The sequence below is a fragment of the Actinopolymorpha sp. B17G11 genome (assembly GCF_040196095.1).
In the GTDB taxonomy this organism is placed as follows: domain Bacteria; phylum Actinomycetota; class Actinomycetes; order Propionibacteriales; family Actinopolymorphaceae; genus Thermasporomyces.
Window position 1 is genome coordinate 22,999 of record NZ_JBEFTW010000004.1, and the last position, 20,526, is coordinate 43,524.

Annotated in this window: 19 protein-coding genes; 6 read left to right on the forward strand and 13 right to left on the reverse strand. The window is 69.5% G+C overall.

The genetic code is table 11. From position 1 onward, the window contains the following. Positions 1-28: 28 nt before the first annotated feature. The 8 genes from ABN028_RS06105 to ABN028_RS06140 all read right to left on the reverse strand — a co-directional run bounded on the left by ABN028_RS06105 (position 29) and on the right by ABN028_RS06140 (position 6,797). On the reverse strand, positions 29-940 hold the full coding sequence (locus tag ABN028_RS06105; RefSeq protein WP_349329052.1) for a carbohydrate ABC transporter permease: 912 nt from the start codon (positions 938-940) through the stop codon (positions 29-31). A 4-nt stretch (positions 941-944) separates the two neighbouring features. Beyond that, a complete protein-coding gene (locus tag ABN028_RS06110; protein ID WP_349329053.1) occupies positions 945-1,922 on the reverse strand; it encodes a carbohydrate ABC transporter permease in 978 nt (325 codons plus the stop codon). Positions 1,923-2,298: 376 nt separating this feature from the next. Beyond that, on the reverse strand, positions 2,299-2,625 hold the full coding sequence (locus ABN028_RS06115; RefSeq protein WP_349329054.1) for a putative quinol monooxygenase: 327 nt from the start codon (positions 2,623-2,625) through the stop codon (positions 2,299-2,301). Positions 2,626-2,833: 208 nt separating this feature from the next. Next, positions 2,834-3,187 carry a class I SAM-dependent methyltransferase gene (locus tag ABN028_RS06120; protein ID WP_349695923.1) on the reverse strand — a complete coding sequence of 118 codons (354 nt, stop codon included), beginning with the start codon at positions 3,185-3,187 and terminating at the stop codon, positions 2,834-2,836. Between the two features lie 16 nt (positions 3,188-3,203). After that, a complete protein-coding gene (locus ABN028_RS06125; protein WP_349695924.1) occupies positions 3,204-4,238 on the reverse strand; it encodes an alcohol dehydrogenase catalytic domain-containing protein in 1,035 nt (344 codons plus the stop codon). 5 nt (positions 4,239-4,243) lie between these two features. Then, positions 4,244-5,038 carry an SDR family NAD(P)-dependent oxidoreductase gene (locus ABN028_RS06130; protein WP_349695925.1) on the reverse strand — a complete coding sequence of 265 codons (795 nt, stop codon included), beginning with the start codon at positions 5,036-5,038 and terminating at the stop codon, positions 4,244-4,246. Next, positions 5,035-6,012, reverse strand: coding sequence for a sugar phosphate isomerase/epimerase family protein (locus ABN028_RS06135; RefSeq protein ID WP_349329058.1), 978 nt, complete (start codon positions 6,010-6,012; stop codon positions 5,035-5,037). The genes ABN028_RS06130 and ABN028_RS06135 overlap by 4 nt, the downstream gene beginning before the upstream one ends. Before the next feature lie 17 nt (positions 6,013-6,029). After that, entirely contained in the window at positions 6,030-6,797 is a 768-nt protein-coding gene (locus tag ABN028_RS06140) for an SDR family NAD(P)-dependent oxidoreductase (RefSeq protein ID WP_349329059.1), read from the reverse strand. Between the two features lie 419 nt (positions 6,798-7,216). Here ABN028_RS06140 and ABN028_RS06145 point away from each other — a divergent pair, with 419 nt between their 5' ends. Both ABN028_RS06145 and ABN028_RS06150 read left to right on the forward strand, forming a co-directional pair. Continuing rightward, on the forward strand, positions 7,217-8,119 hold the full coding sequence (locus ABN028_RS06145; RefSeq protein WP_349695926.1) for a helix-turn-helix domain-containing protein: 903 nt from the start codon (positions 7,217-7,219) through the stop codon (positions 8,117-8,119). After that, on the forward strand, positions 8,116-8,532 hold the full coding sequence (locus tag ABN028_RS06150) for a VOC family protein (protein WP_349329061.1): 417 nt from the start codon (positions 8,116-8,118) through the stop codon (positions 8,530-8,532). Before ABN028_RS06145 ends, ABN028_RS06150 begins: the two co-directional genes overlap by 4 nt. A gap of 53 nt (positions 8,533-8,585) precedes the next feature. Here ABN028_RS06150 and ABN028_RS06155 read toward each other — a convergent pair whose 3' ends face one another. From ABN028_RS06155 to ABN028_RS06170, 4 genes are all read right to left on the reverse strand, one after another. Next, complete coding sequence (locus ABN028_RS06155) at positions 8,586-9,227, reverse strand: TetR/AcrR family transcriptional regulator (RefSeq protein ID WP_349695927.1); 642 nt, start codon at positions 9,225-9,227, stop codon at positions 8,586-8,588. 9 nt (positions 9,228-9,236) lie between these two features. Further along, the gene (locus ABN028_RS06160) at positions 9,237-11,768 is read right to left on the reverse strand and encodes a PEP/pyruvate-binding domain-containing protein (protein WP_349695928.1); all 2,532 of its coding nucleotides are present in this window, start codon (positions 11,766-11,768) and stop codon (positions 9,237-9,239) included. Continuing rightward, the gene (locus ABN028_RS06165; RefSeq protein WP_349695929.1) at positions 11,765-13,336 is read right to left on the reverse strand and encodes an MFS transporter; all 1,572 of its coding nucleotides are present in this window, start codon (positions 13,334-13,336) and stop codon (positions 11,765-11,767) included. Before ABN028_RS06165 ends, ABN028_RS06160 begins: the two co-directional genes overlap by 4 nt. 142 nt (positions 13,337-13,478) lie before the next feature. Continuing rightward, entirely contained in the window at positions 13,479-15,479 is a 2,001-nt protein-coding gene (locus tag ABN028_RS06170) for an ABC transporter substrate-binding protein (protein WP_349695930.1), read from the reverse strand. 277 nt (positions 15,480-15,756) lie between these two features. Between ABN028_RS06170 and ABN028_RS06175 the strand changes: the two genes are divergently transcribed. Further along, positions 15,757-16,818: a LacI family DNA-binding transcriptional regulator gene (locus tag ABN028_RS06175; protein WP_349329066.1), complete on the forward strand. Its 1,062-nt coding sequence runs from the start codon at positions 15,757-15,759 to the stop codon at positions 16,816-16,818. A 44-nt stretch (positions 16,819-16,862) separates the two neighbouring features. Then, the gene (locus tag ABN028_RS06180; protein ID WP_349695931.1) at positions 16,863-17,828 is read left to right on the forward strand and encodes a Gfo/Idh/MocA family protein; all 966 of its coding nucleotides are present in this window, start codon (positions 16,863-16,865) and stop codon (positions 17,826-17,828) included. 63 nt (positions 17,829-17,891) lie between these two features. Here the strand turns inward: ABN028_RS06180 and ABN028_RS06185 are convergent, their stop codons facing one another. Then, positions 17,892-18,356 carry a DUF6458 family protein gene (locus ABN028_RS06185; protein WP_349695932.1) on the reverse strand — a complete coding sequence of 155 codons (465 nt, stop codon included), beginning with the start codon at positions 18,354-18,356 and terminating at the stop codon, positions 17,892-17,894. A 261-nt stretch (positions 18,357-18,617) separates the two neighbouring features. Between ABN028_RS06185 and ABN028_RS06190 the strand changes: the two genes are divergently transcribed. Continuing rightward, entirely contained in the window at positions 18,618-19,760 is a 1,143-nt protein-coding gene (locus tag ABN028_RS06190) for an acyl-CoA dehydrogenase family protein (protein ID WP_349696045.1), read from the forward strand. Between the two features lie 52 nt (positions 19,761-19,812). Next, positions 19,813-20,499: an HAD family hydrolase gene (locus tag ABN028_RS06195; RefSeq protein ID WP_349695933.1), complete on the forward strand. Its 687-nt coding sequence runs from the start codon at positions 19,813-19,815 to the stop codon at positions 20,497-20,499. Positions 20,500-20,526 lie beyond the last annotated feature (27 nt).

Sequence of the window (20,526 nt, forward strand, 5' to 3'; positions counted from 1 at the left end):
TGCCTTCCTTTCGAGCAAGGCGTCGTCACTACGCCTTGAGACCTGTGAGCACGATTCCGCGGATGAATGTCTTCTGCGCCAGGAAGAACAGCACCACCACCGGCGCCACCATGATGACGGAGACGGCCATGACGAGATGGGTCATGTCCCGGCCCCACTGCAGGCCCTGTAGCGCTGAGATTCCCAGCGCGAGGGTCCACTTCTCTTCGCTCGTGAGGTAGACCAACGGACCGAAGAAGTCGTTCCAGTGTGAGAGGAACGAGAACACCGTCACGACCGCGATCGCCGGTCTGGACAGCGGAAGGATGATCTGGGTGAGGATCACCCAGGGGCTGGCCCCGTCGATGCGGGCCGCCTCGTCGAGTTCCATCGGCAGCGTACGGAAGAACTGCCGGAGCAGGAAGATGAAGAACGCACTGCCGGCGCCGAACCAGTAGGGCACGGTCAACGGCAGGAAGGTGTCCAACCAGTTCAGCGACTTGAAGAGGATGAACGTCGGTATCAGTGTCACGGTGTACGGCACCATGAGCGTGGCCAGCACGATGGCGAAGAAGATGTCGCGGCCGGGCCAGCGCAGTCGTGAGAACGCGAAGGCACACAACACCGACGTCACCACCTGCCCCGCGGTCGCGACGAACGTGATGACGAGTGTGTTCTCCAGATACTGCAGGAAGGGGAGTGCGGAGAGGACCTCGGTGAAGTTGCTCCAGCGCACCGGTTCGGGGATCCACTCCGGCGGTAGGACAAAGATGTTCTCCGGCCCCTTCAGGGAGCTGCTGATCAGCCACGCGAACGGCAGCAGCATGACGAGCCCGCCCCCGGTCAGCAGGACGTAGGCCACCGCGCGGCGGATCCGACCGGTCGGCCGCCGGCGCGGTGCGGCCGGTGCCTCGCCCAGGTCGACTGTCAGGGGACCGCTTCCCGTCGTCGTGGTGGCCACCTGCCTACCTCCCGCGCTCGGCTTCGTAGTAGACCCAACGGCGTTGGAGGCGGAACATCACCACGGTCAGCCCCACGATGACGAGGAACAGCAACCACGACAGTGCCGCTGCGTACCCGACATTGAAGTACTGGAACGCGTTGCGGTAGAGGAACACCATGTACATCAGCGCGGAGTCCTCAGGCCCCGAACTGCCCGTGCCGGTGGGAGTGTAGATCAGGTAGACGATCGTGAAGACCTGGAACGACCCGATGATGCCGAGTACGAGGTTGTAGAAGATGATCGGCGACATCATCGGGACCGTGATGTGCCGGAACTGACCGACCGTGCCGGCACCGTCGATCTCGGCCGCTTCGTACAGCTGTTGGGGGAGTCCCTGCAGTCCGGCGAGGAAGACCAGCATCGTCCCGCCGAGGCCCATCCAGAGCCCGATCATCACGAGGGCGGGAATGGTGAGTCCGGGTTCGATCAACCATCCAGGGCCGGGTATGCCAACGAAGTCGAGCAGGTTGTTCAGCAGGCCGAAGTCGCGGTTGAGGATCCAGCGCCACAGGGCGGCGGCGGCCGCTGCGGGTACGAGCGTCGGGAGATACCAGATGGTGCGGTAGATGCTGATGCCGCGAACCTTCTGGTTCATGAGGATGGCAACCATGAAACCGGTGATGAGCGTCAGGGGGATCGCGAGAACGCTGTAGTAGATCGTCGCCGACAGCGACTTGAGGAACAGCTCGTCGGAGAACATCTCCAGGTAGTTGCGCAACCCGATGAAGGTCGGCGCGTCGACGATCTTGTACTCGGTGAAGCTCAGATAGAACGTGAAGACAATGGGGTACGCCGTGAAGATCAGCAGACCCAGGATCACCGGCGCGGCGAAGAGGTACCCGTGCACCGCCTCCTGCCCCCAGCGCCGGCGCGACCGCTTCGCCCCTGACCGCCTGGTGCCAGCGTCAGCGGGCTTCGCGGCGGGCGGGGAATAAGGCATACAAAATTAGTAATGGTGGCCCGCGTGGCAGGTCAACGGAACGCGGCATCGGTGGACACTCTTGGCCGCCACGCGCGGTGTCCGGGTAGCTGTGATCTGTCAACCCGCCGTTGCGACATCTCCGCCGAACACTGCACTGGTGGTCAAGCCCAGTGCGCTGGCGTACGAGGGGCCCCGGCGGACCGGTCGCAAGACTGGCCCATGTCAGCGGCCGAGTAGTACTGCGGGAAGGTGAACGTGAACGGAATGCGCCGCGCTGTCCATGCACCGCGGGTGGGTCGAGACTCGACAAGGGTCGGTTCGTCGCGGTCGCGGCAGGCAGTGCCCAGCTGGACCGGCTGATCACGACGCCCGGCTGGCCGCGCGACTCAGCGACTCAGCCTGACACCGCCATCTCGCCGAGCTCGGACCAGTCGTCCTGCGGGACCTTGAAGTTCACGATCCGCGGTGTCTCGACGAGGTGGGGCGGCAGCGTCTCGCGTGCCTTCGCGAAGTGCGCGGACTGCACGTGCGCCGCCCCGGCGTCGTCGTCGCGAAACGCCTCCACCAGGACGTACTCGGCCGGGTCGTCGAGGCTGCGCGACCAGTCGAACCACAGGCAGCCGGGTTCACCGCGGGTCGCCCGGGTGAACTCCTCGACGATCGCGGGCCACTGGTCGGCCGACTCGGGCCGCACGCGGAACTTCGCGGTGATGAAGATCATGGCCGTCCCTTTCATACGTACGAACGACGTTGCACGGCACGCTCACTCGCGGGCAACGACGAGTGCCCCACACTAGAGGTTCACAGCAGGCCGTAGGCGACGGCTGGAAGGGCGGTGCGGGGTCGGGCCGATGCCTGCGGCTGGCTACACGCATCGTCGTCCGGGGATGGGTGGAACCGTTCCGGTCCATCGAGCAGAGACACACGTGCTACGTCGCGACCCGCCGGGCATCGATACCGAGCCAGTCGCGGAAGGACGTGGTCCGGCGTACCTCCTGGACGACGAAGCCGGCGGCGGCGAGATGCGCGGCGAGGTCGGGTGCGCGGTGGTAGGTGAACCAGCGCCGACGGTGCGAGCCGTAGTTGAACGCGACCTCCCACGCCTCGCCGTCGCCGTCGGCCACGGACAGGTGGAGCCGGCCGCCGATGCGTACGGCTCGGGCGAACTCGGCGAGCACGCCCGGCACGTCCGCACGAGGGAGGTGGAGCAGTGCGGCCTGGCACCAGACGGCGTCCATGGATCCGGTACGCAGCGGAAGCTGGCGTAGTGCAGAACCCGACAACGCCTCAGCCGATGGTTCAGAACTCGACGACGACCTTGACCTCGTCGTCGTCACGGTCGAGGGCGCTCTGCCAGGAGGTGAGCGGCACGCGCCGGGTGAGGAGGCGGCAGAGCCAGGAGCGGTCCACGCGCAGCAGGGTGTCGACGGCCTGGGCGTAGTGCCGGCGGCCGGCGTTGACCGTGCCCACCAGTGCCGCGTTCGCGCGCAGCAGCATCGGCGGGACCGAGCCGGGGTCGGCGGCGCCACCGGCGATGAGCATCATCACGCCGGCCTGGCCGAGCAGGGCGGTGGCCGGCCCGATCAACCCGGCCGCCCCTGAACACTCGAAGGCCAGGTCGAAGCGGGGACCGTCCGCGAGGGTGCCGAGGTCGTCGGTGTACGCCGCACCGAGCGTGGTCACCAGGTCGGGTTTCACGCCGGTACGCATCCGGTCGAGCACGGTCACGTCGAGCCCGGCGTCGCGGCCGGCGGCGGCGGCGAGCAGACCGATCGGCCCCGCGCCGGTCACCAGGAGGCGCGCGGGCGTGGAGGGTCCCCGTCGGGCGACGTAGAAGGCGGTCTCGAGTGCCTTGCACACGACCGACATCGGCTCGACGAGGACGCCCAGCTCGCCGAGCCTGTCGGGAACGGGAACGAGGTAGGCGGGTTCGCTACGCCAGCGGGTCCGGCCGAAACCGTCGGCACCTTTGATACCGCGTTCGGTGTAGGCACCGCTGGTGCAGAAGTCCCAGTCACCACGGGCGCAGGCGGCACACTCGGCGCAGGGCCGGCGCACGATGCCGGTGACCAATTGCCCGGGCGCGAACCCGGAGGTCGGCGGTGCCTCCACGACCAGCCCGACCGCCTCGTGGCCCAGCACCAGCCGGGGCGCGTCGGGGCCGGACGCGGACGCACGGTGCGTACCGCCGACAAGGTGCAGGTCGGTGCCACAGACCCCGACGAGGAGGGTACGCACGAGCACGGAGCCTTCGCCTGGTCCGGGCTCGGGAACGGCGTGCGTCGCCGCCGTGTCACGCCGGCCCCGCACGACGCTCATTGCCAGGTTCGTCACGGGCGTCACCAGGAGACGATCGTCTCGCCGGTCAGGCGGGCCGACGCCGGGCCGACGAGGAACAGCACGATCGACGCCATGTCCGCCGGCTCCGCGACGCGTTGCAGCCGGGACCGGTCGCTCTGGTCGGCGACCTCCCGGGTGGCGCGGAACCGCCCGGTATAGGTCGCGGTCGGCGCGATGCAGTTGACGTTCACGTCGTACGGACGAAGCTGCTCGGCCAGGCACCTGGTGTAGTGCGAGTTCGCCGCCTTCGCCGCGGCGTAGATGAGGCCGTTGCGGGCCGGTAGGTGCCCCGCGACCGAACCCACGTTGACGATCCGGCCGGTACGCCGTTCGCGCATGTGCCGGCCGGCGTACTTGCAGGCGTACATCGTCGTGAGGACGTTGTTGTCCACGACGGCGCGGATGTCGTCGGGGTCGATGTCGAGCGCGTCGTTCGGCTCCGGCCGGGGGGTCTGCGCGCCGATGTCCCCGCCGGCGTTGTTGACCAGGATGTCGAGCTGACCGAACGCCTCGATCACGTCCGTGATCAGGCCCGCGGTCTGGGCGGCGTTGGTCAGGTCGGCGGCGAAGAACCCGGACCCCCGGCCGAGCGCGCGTACCTCGTCCGCCACCGCCTCTCCGGACTCGGCCTCGCCGAATCGCGCGGCCGCGGCCCCGTCCAGGTCGTGGATCGCGACATCGGCGCCGTGGCGGGCGAGCTCGAGCGCGTAGTGGCGGCCGAGTCCGCGGCTCGACCCGGTGACGAGCGCGACCTTGCCGGTGAGGTCACCGCCCGGGTGGTCCTGCGCGGTCATCGGTCTCCCGCCCGAGCGGTCTGCAGTGCGTGGACGTACGCGAGACTCGCCGTCAACTGGCGCTGCTCGTAGGCGACGATGGCCTCTGCGGGTTCGCCGCGTTCGGCGGGCGTCCGCCAGTCGCCTCCCGGCCGGGCGTTCGCGCGGACGACGCGCAGCGCCTCGGCCAGCTGGGCGGGTGTACGGGACGGCGGGTAGTCGGGCCAGAAGTCGGGCGCGAACACCCGGATGTCGCGGGCCTGCAGCGCACCCAGCTCGATCGCCATCGTGACGCCCGGCACGGCCTCGTCGAGCAGGTCCAGCAACACCGGGAAGTCGGTCAGCCCCTGACCGAGGGGGCAGCGGACGAGCAGATAGCCCTCCTCGCTCCACCACGTCCAGTAGTCCTTGAGGTGGACGTTCTTGACATACGGTGCGACCCGGCGGAAGTAGTCGACCGGTTCCTCCGCCGTTCCCAGCGGGTTGCCGGTGTCGAGGTTGATACCGAAGGACGGCGACCCGATCGACTCACACAGCCACAGGAGTTCTTCCGACGCGAGGTCCTGGTGGTTCTCCACGGCGAGGTTGATGCCCGCGCTCTCGGCGGTTCCCGCGGCCACCTTCAGCTTCGCCTGCACCTCGGCGAGGAAGGGCTGCCAGCGGCCGGCCAGGGGTCGCCGGTCGCCGCCGATCTTGGCGCCGCCGACGACGGTACGGACAGTGGGAGCGCCCACCCGCGCGGCCAGCTCGATCACCCGGGCCAGTGCCTCGGGGTCGTAGCCGCCGGTGTCTACGGTGATGAACAGACCTCGTTCGGCCGCCTCGCTGCCCAGCTTCTCGACGTCCTCACCCTCGAGGAACGTGGCCGGCATCTCCACGCCGGTCAGGCCGTACGTCTGTGCCAGGTCCATCATTGCCCGCGCTGTGATGCGTGGCCGACCGGCGTCGGGGTTGAGACCCATGCTGTAGGTGGTGCCGTACGCGGAAAGTCCCACGCGCAGAGGTGACGGGCTCATTGGGCGGTCCACCCTCCGTCGATCACGAGTTCCGAACCGGTCATGAAGCTCGACGCGGCCGAGGCGAGGAACACGATCGCGCCACTGAGCTCGTCAGGATTTCCCCATCGACCCAGGGGGATCCGGTCGACGAAGAACTTGTTCGTCTCCGGGTTCTCGATGACCGGGATGTTGAGGTCGGTGGCGAACGGTCCCGGGCACAGCGCGTTGACGGTGATGCCGTGGCCGGCCCACTCGAGTGCGAGCACCTTGGTCAGCTGCATCACGGCCGCCTTGCTCGAGCAGTAGGCGCTGCGGTCGGGGAGTGCGGACAGGCCGAGCATCGAACCGACGTTGATCACCCGGCCGTAGCCCTGCGCCTTCATGTGCGGCGAGACGGCCCGGGCGAACAGGTACGGCGCCTTGAGGTTGGTCGCCTGCACGCGGTCCCAGCTGTCCTCGTCGAACTCCTCGATCGGCTTGCGGATGTTGATCCCGGCGTTGTTGACCAGGATGTCGATCCGGCCGAACTCCTCGGCGACCGTGGTGACCACGCGGGCCACGTCGTCGGCGCGGGTCACGTCTCCGCCGACGCCGAGCGCGCGGACGCCGGTGGACTCGGCGATGCCGGCCGCCGCCTCCCTCGCCTGATCCTCCTGGCGGCTCGTCACGGCGACGTCGGCACCGGCTGCCGCGAGTGCCGTCGCCATCACCAGCCCGAGGCCGCGGTTACCTCCGGTGACCAGGGCGACCCGGCCGTTGAGTCCGAACGACTCCAACCCCATGAACGAAACCTCACTTCGCGACGATGGCGATCTTGGCGATCCTTGCGGTCCTTGTGACCTTGGCGATCCGGAACGGACGAGCGGCGACGGACGCGCCGGGCCGGGCGCCACGTTGCGCCCACCCGCCGCTCCCGGAGAGATACGGGGCGAATTGGCCGACCGGGGTTCTTGCGACGGAGCCCTCCACAGGCGGGACCGGGATGGAAAAGGCGTCCCGCGGCAGGTGTCCAGCATTTCGGACGCTATTTACGGCCCGCAACAGGTGTCAAGGAATTGCCGGATCTCGACCGGACTCCAGGCAGAATCACGTATGCGTGATCATTCCCCACGATGCACGGTGGATCGGGCGCGCATCGTGGGGAACTGGCGCGCAAGGCGCGCAGCTTGGGTGGCCGTACGACGTGCCGCACAATGGACGGATGCCCGGGAACGAGCCGGCCGAGGAATGGGTGAGCAGGCCGCCCTCGCCTGCGCTGCGACCGTTCGTGGCGGAGTACGTCGGTTACCGGCAGGCCGGTCGGGCGCCTGGGATCCATCGCGGCCTGCCCTCGCCGTACCTCACCCTGATCGTCACCCTGGACGAACCCGTCACGATCGCCGCCCATCCGGATCCTGCAATCGCGCCAGGCCGGTACGACACGCTGATCGGCGGCCTGCACACCGCTCCCGCCCTGATCAGCCACGAGGGACGGCAGTCGGGGATCCAGCTGGCGCTCAACCCCTGCGGCGCGAGGGCACTCCTCGGGTTGCCGGCCGGGGAGCTCGCCAGCGTGGACGTCGACGGCACAGAGATCCTCGGGTCACTCGCGAACGAACTGCACGAGCGCATCCGGACCGCGGCGGCCTGGCCGCGACGCCTCGCCGTCCTCGACGAACTCCTCCTGCGACGACTCGACCACCTCGGCCACCACCCCGACCACCATCCCGCCCGCCCCCTCCCGCCCGAGCTCCTCCACGCCTGGCGGCGGCTTCTGTCGAGCGGGGGAACGGCCTCGGTGGCCGACGTCGCTCAGGAGGTCGGGTGGAGCGACCGGTACCTCGCGCGGCACTTTCGTACCGAGATCGGGCTCACCCCGAAGGTCGCCGCGCGGGTCATCCGGTTCGACCGGACCCGGCGGATCCTGCAGCGCCACGCCACACCTGCCGACGACTCCGGCCCGAACCTCGCCACCCTGGCCGCGGAGTCCGGCTACTACGACCAGGCGCACCTGGCGAGGGAGTTCCGGTCGCTCGCGGGTTGCCCGCCGAGCCGGTGGCTGGCCGAGGAGTTCGGAAATTTCCAAGTCGCACCAGACCTCGACCGGACAGCATCGAGGCCATGACTGACAACGCACCTGGCACGGCCATCTGGCCGACCCTCCGCGCCCGAGACGCGCGAGCCTTGATCCGCTTCCTGGTCGACACCTTCGGCTTCGTCGAGACGGTGGTCTTCGGCGAAGGGGACCGGGTCGACCACGCGCAGCTGTCCTGGCCGCAGGGCGGCGGGATCATGCTCGGCTCGGTTCGCGATCCGGGCACCGACGACCCGTGGCCGCAGCAGCCGGGACACGAGGGCGTCTACGTCGTCACCGATGACCCGGACGCCCTGTACGCCCGCGCCAAAGCCGCGGGCGTGGACATCCTCCAGGAGCTCCGCGACGAGGACTACGGCTCGCGCGGGTTCGGCGTCCGAGACCCGGAGGGCAACCTCTGGTCGTTCGGCACCTACCGGGGCGAAGCCACGAAGGACGCCTGAGCGGAGCTAGGGCGGGGGTTCAGCAGCCCCGGGGGCGGGGTGCCGAGGACCCTTCACGCCGAGGACGCGGCGGGATCGGCGCCGAAGAGCGGCAGCACCACCTCGTCCACGATCTCGACGATGATCTCGTCGGGGATGGGTACGTCGTTGAAGAGGAAGTACGTACGAAGCAGCGCCTGTCCGGTCTCGAGCCGGCGAGGAGTCACGACGCCGGGGTCGATCTCGCCGCGCTCGGCCGCCCGGCGGGCGATCTCTCCCATGACCATCCGGCCGGTTCCCTGCGAGTGCTGGCGTACCTGTGTGGTGGTGGCCTGGTCACGCAGGACGTCGCTCAGCAGACCGCGCATCGCCTCGCCGGCCGGTCCCGCGAGCGCGTCGGCGGAGGCGCGGAGGCTGGCGAGGACATCACCGCGCAGCGTCCCTGTGTCCGGAGGCGCGGTCGGGTCGGGCAGGGCGTGGTAGACGGCGTCCATCGCGAGCTCGATCCGGGTCGGCCAGCGACGGTAGAGCGAGGCCTTGCTCGCCCGCGCACGTTCGGCGACGCGTTCCATGGTCAGTTTCGCGTAGCCGTGCTCGGCGAGTTCGTCGAGCGTGGCCTGGAAGATGGCGGCGGTGAGGGCGTCTCCGCGCCGCCGCGGCTGGCTGCGGTGGTCGGTGGCCGCCCTGGCCGGAGGGTCGTGCGCTTCGCGGGCCACGGGAGAATCCTAGGAAGCTTCGCGGGTGGCCGCGGTCACCCGTCCTGTGTCGCCGTCGACGGTGACGAGCTGTCCGTCGCTGAGCACGCTGGTTGCCCGGCCGGTGCCCATGACGGCGGGCAGGCCGTACTCCCGGGCGACGATCGCGGCATGTGAAGCGATCCCGCCGGCATCGACCACCACCGCCGCCGCGCGTGGGAACAGCGGTGTCCACGCCGGATTGGTGTACGGACAGACGAGGACGTCGCCAGTCTGCAGGTCACCGAACTGGTCCGGTCCGAGGATGACCTTGACCGGTCCCGTGACGGCGCCACCGCCGGCGCCGGTTCCGGTGACCAGCGCGTCCCCCTCGTCGCTGGCGCGCGGGAAGACCAGCGCAGGATCGATCAGGCGTACGCCGGACAACTCGTCGCGCCTGGCCGCCCTCGCCCGGACCACCGCGCGCACCTCCGATGCGGTCGCGTCCGGGAGAGCGGTCACGTCGGTGAGCGCTTCGAGCTCCTCGAGACGCAGGTGGAACACGTCCTCGGAAACGTCCAGCACTCGGGCCTCGCACAGCCGGCGTCCCATCTCCAGCAGGGAACGCCGCAGGACCGGCAGGGGCTTGGTGAAGTAGAAGTGCGAGTCCTCGCGGAAGGCGATACCCGCCCGGGCCGCCTCGACCCAGCGCCGGATTCTCGCCCGCGCCCACGGCCGGCGCAGCAGTGGATGGTCGAGCACGTCGGCCATCGCCGCACCTGCCCGGTCGGCATCGGCGTCGGCATCGGCATCGGCGTCGGCATCGGTGTCGGGACCACCCCGCGACCGCGCCCCGGCGAGCACCTTGACCAGCCCCAGTGCCGTCTCCGGAGCCTCGCCCCAGGTGGGTGGCGACACGAGAATCGGGCTGGCGGTCTCGCGATGTCCGTACTCACCGAGGAAGTCCTCGAACGCCCGCGCGAACCCGTCGAACGCCGGATCCGCGATCACGTCGACCAGCTTGACCGCGTCGAACCGCGCGAACGCGTCCGCCAGTCGGGCGTCGGCGCGTACCAGATCGGCGAGTCCAGCCAGAGCACGGTTGGCCGCCTCCGTCCTTGTGTGCGCGCCGAGGATCAGGTCGCCCAGCAGGCGCCGTCGCCGCAGCAGCGTGAGCGCGACGAGCAGCCGCAAGAGCGCGAGTCCGGACCGGGGAAGGTAGTCGATGCGCAGGTCGGCGACCGGCTTCTCCAGGTCGAGGGCGGTCCGCGGGACCCGGACGAGCTCTGACCAGGGCAGGCACTGCAGATCGACGCGGGCGAGTGCGTCCGTACGCCGGAGGAACTCGACGAAGCGCGGGTCCTCGGTCCACCGTGCCGGGTCGTACCGGCCGGCGCGGCGGGCGAGCCGGAACGGCGCCAAGAGCACCCTCGGCGCGAGGCGCGGCGATGGCGGCACGACCCGGTCGACCACGCCGTCCTCCTCGTGGAGGATGTCGTCGAAGGTCCGCACCACACCGACGCTCGCCGCCACCTTGGCCATGAGTCCGGCCGGACCGTACGGCAGCCAGGTCGTCATGTCGATGGGGTACGGGCGGACCGGAAGGTACTCGAGCAGGACCGACGCCATGCGCCGCTGTACGTGGTTGAGCCGGACAGGGGGCGGCGGCAACGCGGTCATCGGGCGCGACTGGACCAACCACACCTGCCCGTCGGCGTAGGCCCACTCGATGTCCTGGGGACGTCCGAAGTGGCTGGCGACCGCGGTTCCCAGCCGGGCGAGCTCTGCCAGCACGGCCGCCGGCAGCGGAGGCGTGTCGGTGACCGGACCCTTGTCCTGGCTGACGCCGCCGCCCGGCGTCGAGGCGACGACGACCTCGTGCCGCCCGGGCGTGCGTTCCTTGACCTTGCCGCCGGCGTCCAGGACGTAGTGGTCCGGTGTGACGAGGCCCGAGACGACGGCCTCGCCGAGCCCGGTGCTGGCGTCGACGACGATCTCGCTCCGGTCGCCGGAGACCGGGTTCGCCGTGAACATGACGCCCGCCGTCTCGGCCTCGACCATGCGCTGGACGACGACGGCGATGCGTACGTCGGCGGAGTCGATCCGCCGCTTACGGCGGTAGGCGATCGCCCGCTCGGTCCACAGCGATCCCCAGCAGTGCCGTACGGCGTCGACCAGGGCGGCGGAACCGATGACGTTGAGATAGGTGTCCTGCTGGCCGGCGAACGCCGCGCCGGGCAGGTCCTCCGCCGTGGCGCTGGAGCGGACCGCGACCGGGCCGCCGCCGAGCTTCGCGTGGGCCTCTGCGAGCGCGGCTCGGAGTGCCTCGGGAACCTCGACCGCGGCGAACCCCGCGCGAATCGCGGCACCGTCGCCACCGTCAGCGCCCAGCACGTCGGCGAGGTGGGCCCGGAGCCCGGAGGCGTCGAGGATTCGTTCGTACGCATCTGTGGGGACGACGAACCCGTCGGGGACCGGGAAACCGGCCCGGACCAGCTCGCCCAGGTTGGCGCCCTTGCCGCCTGCCGCACCGATGTCGTCGCGGCCGAACTCGCTGAGCGAGCTGACGTGCCAGTCCGTCATGGCTGGTGCTCCTCGTGTCGTCGGGAGGCGGGGGCGTCGTCGTGCGTGGCGACCTGCGCGGTGGGCTCGTGGTGGGCGTCGACATGGGCAGTGGTCCGCAGCGGGCGTACCGGCAGCGCGAGCGCGAGAACGAACGCCAGCACCAGCAGCGGCGCCATCGCACCGAACACCGGTGGCGCGGCCGTACCGAACGCCGCACTGACTGCGGACCGCACACCCTCCGGAAGCCGCGCCAGGGCGTCGGGGGAGAGGCTCTCGATCCAGCCGCCGCCGAGCCGGTCCGTGAGCCCGGCGGGCAGGCGTTCGGTGAAGCGCCAGGTCACCAGCGCTCCGACGACCGCCACCCCGACCGAGGCGCCGATCTGGCGGAGGAAGGCCACTGCCGACGTCGCCGCACCAAGGTCGGGATAGCTCACGGAGTTCTGTGCCACCAGGACCATGACCTGCATGACGAGACCGACCCCGAGTCCGGTCAGAAGCAGCACGGCCGCGAGAACCGCGGGAGGAGCGCCGGCGCCGACTAGGGCCAGCAGCGCCAGTCCGGTCGCCGTGAGGGCGGTACCGGCTACCGGGAAGGCCTTGTACTTCCCCGTCCGCGTGATGAGCCGACCGGACACCACCGTGGTGAGCAGGACGCCGGCCATGAGCGACGTCACCAGCAACCCCGCCTGCGTGGCGGTCGTCCCCAGGGCGATCTGCAGAAACGCCGGGACGTAGGTGACGGTCCCGAAGAGCGCGAACCCGATGAGGAAACTGATCGTGACCGGGATGGCGAACGCCGGGTCGCGGAACAGTCGCAGCGGCAGGATCGGGTCGGTGGCGAGCCTGGTCGTGACGAGCCAGCCGGCGTACCCGGCGATCGTCGCGGCGATCAGGCCGGGGCGGACCCACGCCGGCACCGCGTCGAGACCGCCCACCGTGCCTGCCAGCAGGACCGTGCCGACGACTGCGGTGCCCAGGGTGAGTGCGCCGGCCCAGTCGATCGGCGGCCGGGCAGTCGGTCGGGGGATCCGGAGTGTGGCGGCCAGCAGGACGAAGGCGACCAGCCCGAGCGGCGGATAGATCGCGAAGATCCACCGCCAGCTGAGCTGGTCGACGAAGAACCCGCCGAGCAGCGGCCCACCCACGGCGGCGACGACGTACGCCGCACCGACGAACCCGAGATAGCGGCCGCGCTCACGGGGACTCACGATCTCGCCGATGAGGGCCTGGGCGCCGATCATCAACCCGCCGCCGCCCATGCCCTGGACCGCCCGGAACGCGACGAGCTGCGACATCGACCCCGCGAGCCCGCACAGGATCGCGCCGGCGACGAAAACCCCGATCGCCGCCTGCATGACGGGTTTGCGGCCGAGCCGGTCGCCGAGCTTGCCGTAGATCGGCATGACCACGGTCGCCGCGACGAGGTACGCGACCACGACAGCGGGCATCTCGTCGAGCCCGCCGAGGTCCGCCGCCACAGTCGGCAGCGCGGGCGCCATGATCGTCTGGTCGAGGGCGCCGAGGAGCATGACGAGCAGGAGTCCCGGGAGTACGAGGGCCATCGACGTCGGCCGTCGCTGCGCCATGCCGCCACCCAACCTCGCGAGAATAGAGTACGGAGCGTTTCCAATACGCGCAGATTACTCTCCACATATTGGAAACGCAACGTTCACTATCGGTGCGGGTGGTGTGTGGGCGACGGGTGGTCAGTCAGGTGCGGGTGGTAAGTCAGGTGCGGGTGGTGAAGTACTGCTCCGGGTTGGACGGTCCTGGCTCGGGATAGTCGGACTCGATCATCATCGTCGCGGGCACGTTGTGGAAATCCGTACGCCTGATGCAGTAACCCTTCGGCGGCAGGGCGATCCCGATCGCGTAGAACTGCTCGCGCGCCATCGCGATGACGTCGCGGAGCAACTGGTCCTGCTCGGCCGGGTCGGCGGTCGCGGCCATCTGGTCGTACAGCCGCATCTGCTCGCGCACCGCGGCCGGCGGCTCCTCGCCGCCGGCGCCCTTGGTCTGGTACCACTCCGCCCACGCCAGCGCGAAGTTCGACTCGTCGCGGTACGGCATGTAGTAGCGGGGTTCGAGGCGCGGGTCCATGCCACCGACGTCGCCCTGCCACACCACCGCGTCGAAGAGGTTGGCGTCCTTGCGTTCGTAGAACAGGTCGCCGTCCTCGGCCCGGATGTTCACCTCGATGCCGACCTCGCGCCAGTATCCCCGCACCAGGTCCATCACGCTCGCCCAGGCGAAGCCGTAGTCCTGGGAGGCGATCTCGACGGAGAACCTGATCGGCGACCCGTCCGGGCCCAGCCGAAGGCCATCACCGTCGCGGTCGCTGTAACCGGCCCTGTCCAGGTGCGAGTTGGCCAGATCCACGTCGTACTCGGTGTACTGCTTGGCCAACGTCTCGTCGTAGAAGTCCGACTCCGGGCGGGGCGCCGGCTGGGCCGGCTCACCCTGCCGCTGGTAGGCAGCGACGATGATCTCCGGTCGGTTGATGGCGTGGGAGAGTCCGATGCGGAAGTCGCGGTTGCGGAAGATCTCGCGTTTCACCGGGTCCTTGTGGCAGAGGTTGAGCGAGATGATCGCGGTGTTCATGTTCGCGTTGACCATGTCGACGAACTCGTAGCCACCCTTCTCGCGGCTCTGCGCGAGGACGGGCTTGTTCCGCAGCGAGGTGATGGTCCGCGTCTGCATGTCGAACTCGCCGTTCGTGGCCTTGAGGAGCATCACCTCCGGATCGGTGATGAGGGTGTTGACGAACTCGTCCAGATAGGGAAGCTGGCTGCCGTCGGGGTCGACCTTCCAGTAGTACGGATTGCGCTCGGCAACCACCCGGTCGCCTTCTCCGACCGGCTGTTTGATCATCCACGCGTTGAGCGTGGGGAGCTCGGGGTTGGCCCATCTGTCGCGCTTGGCGTCGAACAGTGCCACCCAGTCGCCGAGCTTCTCCTCTTCGGCGAGCTGGTCGGCATTGTCGGCGTAGCTCGCGTGGAACTGGGACAGGTAGTGCTTCGGGAGCCGGACGAAGTCGAGACCGTACGCCTTGGTCGCCATCCGCTGCGCGAACAGGGCGTTGGGCGCGGGGAACGTCACCCGTACCGCGTAGTCGTCGATCTTCTCCAGCGTTGCCGGGCCATCCGCGCTGAGGTAGGCCGCGGCCAGCAGCGGAGAGATGTCCTCGTTACGCAACACGTCGTCATAGGCGAAGAGCACGTCGTCGGCGGTGAAGGGTTCTCCGTCGGACCAGCGGGTGCCCTCCCGGAACCGGAAGACGTACTCGGTCGCGTCGGCGTTGACCTCGAAGGACTCGGCGACACCCGGCACCACCTGGTCGCGGCCGAACGTGCGGGCATCGGGGCGCCATCGCAGCACCGGGTCGTAACCGACGCTGCGATCCAGCCACGCGGTGTCGGGCCCGAGCATGGCCGCCCGCCACGTACCGCCGTACTGCCCGATGCGTTCGGCGGGCTCGACGACGAGCGGCTTCTTCGGCAGGCGGCTTCCGACCGGCGGGAGCGTACCGGCCTTGACGCGTTCGGCCAGCATGGGCGCCTCCCGGCCCTTGGACGCGGCCGGTCCGGTCGCCTTCTTCTGCGTAGTCGGATCGGTCGACAGTAGATTGCAGCCGGCTCCCGCGCCGCCGGCCAGCAGGGTCGACACGCCAATGCCGAGTGCCTGCCGCCGGGTCAGACCGTGGCGGACGTGGTTGGTCTGCTGACCCATGGTCAGGCTCCTCTCGTCGAGGCAGCGCCAGCCTTCGAAACCGCCGGGCGGGCTGAACGCGGGACCGTGGAGATGCCGCCCGCCGGGCGAGACGACGACCAGCGTGGATCGCCGCAGTGTAACGATTTATCAATCTGCCACTCAATGGCGTTGCGGACGTCGCCGCGTCCGAGAGAGGACGCTGTCGTGCTTCGAAGAGACCGACGTTCGAGGTGGCCAACGTCCGGACTAAATCGTTAGACTCCGGACGACATCCATACCGGTGTGAGGAGGGCGGTTGGGCAGCGGCAAGGTCAGCCTGCGTGACGTCGCGCGCCATGCCGGCGTCTCACCGAGCACGGTGTCGAACGTCCTCAACGGCAGGGTCGGCCGGATGCGGGACGAGACCAGCGAGCGGGTACGCCAGGCCGTCCGCGAGCTCGGCTATGCGCCCAACCAGCTCGCCCGCCAGCTCCGTACCGGGCAGGTACGCACGATCGGGCTGATCGTTCCCTCGGTGGCGAACCCGTTCTGGGGCTTCGTCGCGTTGCGGGTCGAACAGGCGGCGAGTGAACGCAACTACCAGGTGCTGCTGTGCAACGCCGAGCGCGACCCGGCGCGGGAGGCCAGGTTCGCCGAGACGCTGCTCGACTCCGGCGTGAGAGGACTGATCTTCGGGTCGTCGCCGTTGTCGTTCGACCACCTCACGACATTCGCTGGGCGTGGCCTGCAGGTCGTCGCATTCGACCGGTCACTCGCCGGCGCGGGCTCGGTGGTCGTCGGCAGCGTGGAGATCGACAACGTCCTCGCCGGCCGGCTGGCGATCTCCCACCTGACCGGACTGGGGCACACGCGGATCGGTTTCCTGTCCGGCCCGATCCGTACCGTCAGTCGGCGCGAGCGGCTCGCCGGGTACCGCCAGGCGTTGGAGGCGGCGGGCATCGGGTTCGACCCGGGTCTGGTGTGGGAGGGCGCGTCGGTGACGGCGTTCGGTGATGCGGAGGGGGCCGAGTTGGGTCGGGCAGGTGCGCATCACCTGCTGAGCCGGCCCGACCGGCCGACGGCGCTTTTCACGATCAACGACATGTACGCGATCGGGGCGTACGCCGGCGCTCGTGACCTCGGCCTTCGCGTGCCCGACGACCTGTCGGTGCTCGGCTTCGATGACCTGCCGGTGCTCGCGGAGGTAGCCGCGCCGCCGCTCACCACGGTGCGCCAACCGCTGCCAGAGATGATGCGTGTCGCCACCGACCAGCTCATCGGACGTCTGGAAGGCGAGCGGAGTGGTGAGCCCGAGCACGTGACCGCGGCGGCGGAACTCGTCGTGCGGCAGTCGACAGCCCCACCGGGCGGTCGATGACGTCGGGGAGGTTCGCATGCGTACGCGACAGAAGGGACGATGGTATGGGCCGTGCGAGAGTTGTCTTGGTCGGCGTCGGTGCAATGACCCAGCGGGTGCACCTTCCGTCGCTGGCGTCGTTCGACGACGTGGAGATCGTCGGCGTCTGTGACCTGGACGCCGAGCGGCTGGCCGACGTCGCGGACCGCTACGGCATCGAGGGTCGTTTCACCGACTATCGCGCGATGGTGGACGCCACGGCACCCGATGGTGTCTATGCCGTCGGCCAGCCGCACCTGATGTACGACATCTGGGTCTGGTGCCTGGAACACGGCCTCAACCTCTACGTCGAGAAGCCGCTCGGCCTCAGCTGGCACCAGGCGCGGATGCTGACCCACCTCGCCGAGACGTCGGGGGTGATCACTCAGGTCAGCCACCAACGCAGGACGTCGCCGCTCCTGGTGAAGATGCGCGAGGCATGTCTTGCCCGAGGACCGATCAGCCATGCCGTGTGCGAGTTCTACAAGTGCGACCGGCGCGCATTCGTGTCCGCCCGCGACCGGATGCTCGACGACGGCGTGCACGCGATCGACACGTTGCGGTGGCTCTGCGGTGGCGAAGTCGTCGACATCGACAGTCACTGCAAGCAGGTCGGCGTACCGGACCTCAACTGGATCACGGCGACACTTCACTTCGACAACGGATCGACCGGTCTGCTGGTGGCGAACTGGGCGAGTGGGCGGAGGATCTTCAGGGTCGAGATGCACGCACCCGAGATCGCCTGTGACGCCGACCCGGAGGGGCAGGCTCACCTGTACGCGGACGGGGACACAGCCGGCACGACGTACGACTCTCGTGCGGTCGCGGGCAGCGAGAGCCTCCACATCTACGGTGGGTTCCAGGCCAAGAACCGGGAGTTCGTGGACTCGCTCCTGGCGGGAAAGGAGCTCACGAGCTCACCGTTCCGCGACGCCCTGAAGACCATGCAGGTCGCGGAGAAGATCCTTGCCCAGGCACTGCTGCGCCAGTGAGCGAGCGAAGGCCGCCGAACTCAGCGAGCGGCCTTCCAGGCCGTCGCACCCTGACGGACGTCCCTAGCGCGGGTGGCCGTTGCGTGGGTCGTACGCCGGCATCGTGCGCGTCTGTTCGGCCGCCACCCACGCGGGCTCCGGCTGACGCGCGCCGGGGCCGGGCTGCGTCGGCCGCATGTAGAGCCACTCGCCGTCGGCCCGCCGCTCCCGTCGTTCGACTCTGCCGACGACCCAGCGTTCGCGACCGGACGGGTCGACGCCCGCGTAGTACTCGACCGCCTCGCCAGCAGGAGCGACCGGCGGCGGGTGGTCCTCAGCGGCGAAGGGCCGGCGCCGCTCACGCCGCTCGCGTGGTCCGCGGCTCCGGCGCGGCGCCCAGATCGCGAGCGTCGCGGCCATGCCCAGTGCGCCGACGAGCATGAGGATCCAGCCGATGACGGCGATGTCGATCCCGGAGACGTGGTAGTCGACCGCGAAGGCGAGGATGGCGCCGACAGCGATGAGAAAGATGCTGGCACCGATACCCATGGGAATTCACCTCGAGCACTTGGCTATCTCGGACTGTCCCCGTATCGACCGACCGCCCTCGTGACCGCGGGGCGGGCGGGTCGTCGTGCCGTTCGGACACACTAGGACAAACTAATCGGGAACGCGACTGTGACCCCCTGAACCGGCCGGCCACCGCCAAGTGCCAGCAAGGAGAGCTTCGTGACGAGACCGGTTGACGCGTCGCCCACCGGGCCCTCGCGGGAGAGGTCGCAGCCGCCTCCGGCGGAGGACTTCCTCGACGTGGACGCCTCGCTCAGCGACGAGGAGCGCGCGAGCCGCGATCTGGTGCGTAGGTTCGGCGAGGAACGGCTGCGTCCACGGGTGGCCGAGTGGTTCGAACGCGAGCTCTCGCGCGCTGAGGCCCGCGATGTGCTCCGCGAACTCGGCGTTCTGGGTGTGCTCGGCATGCAGCTTTCCGGCCACGGCTGTGCGGGGGTGCCGCCGGTCACCTACGGCCTCGCGTGTCTCGAGCTGGAGGCCGTCGACTCCGGGATCCGCAGCATGGTATCGGTGCAGGGCTCACTGGCGATGACCGCGATCGACCTGTACGGGTCGGAGGAGCAGAAGTCCCATTGGCTGCCCCGGATGGCGACCGGGGAGGTCATCGGATGCTTCGGCCTCACCGAACCGGACTCCGGCAGCGATCCGGGGAGCATGCGGACGACAGCCCGGAAGTCGGGCGCGGACTGGATCCTCGACGGCACGAAGATGTGGATCACCAACGGCGGGATCGCCGATGTGGCCGTGGTCTGGGCGCGCACTGACGACGGCGTGCGCGGGTTCCTGGTGCCGACCGACACCGAGGGTTTCACCGCCAACGACATCGGCCGGAAGGCGTCGATGCGCGTCTCGGTCACGTCCGAACTCGTCCTCGACGGCGTACGCCTGCCATCCGACGCGCTGCTGCCGGCCGCCCGCGGGCTCGGCGGCCCGCTCGGCTGCCTCAACGAGGCGAGGTTCGGGATCGTGTTCGGCGCCATGGGCGCCGCGCGGGACGCGTTCACCTGTGCGCTCGACTACGCCAAGGCGCGTACGCAGTTCGGCCGGCCCATCGCGGGATTCCAGCTCACCCAGAAAAAGCTCGCGGACATGCTTCTCGAACTCCACAACGGAGTCCTGCTCGCCGTCCATCTCGGCCGGCTCAAGGAAACCGGTCGGCTGCGGCCGGCCCAGGTCAGCTTCGGCAAGCTGAACAACACCCGGTCAGCGCTGGAGATCTGCCGGACCGCGCGCACCATCCTCGGGGCGAGCGGCGTGACCCTCGAGTATTCCGTGCTGCGACACGCGAACAACCTCGAGTCGGTCGTGACCTACGAAGGGACCAGCGAGGTGCACACGCTGGTCCTGGGGCAGGCGCTCACCGGGCTCGACGCGTTCCGCTGATCCGGCTCACCCGAGGGCGACCCGGCGGCGGGACGTCTCATAGGCTGCTGCGGTGACGACAGCAGAGTCTGCGAGCGAGGTTCCGGCGGCCGACGGCACGGCGTACAAGCTGGTGATCTTCGACTGTGACGGCATCCTCGTCGACAGCGAGCCGCTCGCCCTCCGGGTCGACGCCATGCTCTTCGCCGAGCTGGGCTGGCCGCTGCCCGAGGCGGAGATCGCCCGGCGGTTCGTCGGACGTACGTCGGAGTACATGATGGGCGAGCTGACCGGGCACATCGGCCGTCCCGTGCCGGCGGAGGTCGAGGAACGGTTCAACGCCCTCTACCGCGAGGTGTTGGCCGCGGAGCTGCAGCCGGTGTCCGGCATTGTCGAGGCGCTCGACCAGATCACGACGCCGAGCTGTGTGGCCTCCAGCGGCGGCCACGCGAAGATGCGCTTCACTCTCGGCCTCACCGGGTTGTACGAACGGTTCGAAGGGCGGATCTTCTCGGCGAGCGAGGTGGCCCACGGCAAGCCCGCGCCCGACCTGTTCCTGCACGCGGCCGCGAGCATGGGCGTCGAGCCGGCCGACTGCGCGGTGGTGGAGGACAGCCAGTACGGCGTCGAGGCCGCCCGGGCGGCGGGCATGGCGGCGTTCGGCTATGCCGGTGGTGTCACGCCCGCGAGCCGCCTGGAAGGCCCAGGCACCGTGCTCTTCACCGACATGCGCGCCCTCCCGGAGCTCCTGGGAGCGTAACCGGGCGGCGACGCTGGTCGCGCCGCT

Excerpts from the sequence above, each read along its gene's own strand:
- ABN028_RS06110 (WP_349329053.1), bottom strand. The coding sequence starts at position 1,922 with ATGCCTTATTCCCCGCCCGCCGCGAAGCCCGCTGACGCTGGCACCAGG.
- ABN028_RS06115 (WP_349329054.1), bottom strand. The coding sequence starts at position 2,625 with ATGATCTTCATCACCGCGAAGTTCCGCGTGCGGCCCGAGTCGGCCGAC.
- ABN028_RS06130 (WP_349695925.1), bottom strand. The coding sequence starts at position 5,038 with ATGACCGCGCAGGACCACCCGGGCGGTGACCTCACCGGCAAGGTCGCG.
- ABN028_RS06140 (WP_349329059.1), bottom strand. The coding sequence starts at position 6,797 with ATGGGGTTGGAGTCGTTCGGACTCAACGGCCGGGTCGCCCTGGTCACC.
- ABN028_RS06145 (WP_349695926.1), top strand. The coding sequence starts at position 7,217 with ATGCCCGGGAACGAGCCGGCCGAGGAATGGGTGAGCAGGCCGCCCTCG.
- ABN028_RS06150 (WP_349329061.1), top strand. The coding sequence starts at position 8,116 with ATGACTGACAACGCACCTGGCACGGCCATCTGGCCGACCCTCCGCGCC.
- ABN028_RS06160 (WP_349695928.1), bottom strand. The coding sequence starts at position 11,768 with ATGACGGACTGGCACGTCAGCTCGCTCAGCGAGTTCGGCCGCGACGAC.
- ABN028_RS06165 (WP_349695929.1), bottom strand. The coding sequence starts at position 13,336 with ATGGCGCAGCGACGGCCGACGTCGATGGCCCTCGTACTCCCGGGACTC.
- ABN028_RS06170 (WP_349695930.1), bottom strand. The coding sequence starts at position 15,479 with ATGGGTCAGCAGACCAACCACGTCCGCCACGGTCTGACCCGGCGGCAG.
- ABN028_RS06180 (WP_349695931.1), top strand. The coding sequence starts at position 16,863 with ATGGGCCGTGCGAGAGTTGTCTTGGTCGGCGTCGGTGCAATGACCCAG.
- ABN028_RS06185 (WP_349695932.1), bottom strand. The coding sequence starts at position 18,356 with ATGGGTATCGGTGCCAGCATCTTTCTCATCGCTGTCGGCGCCATCCTC.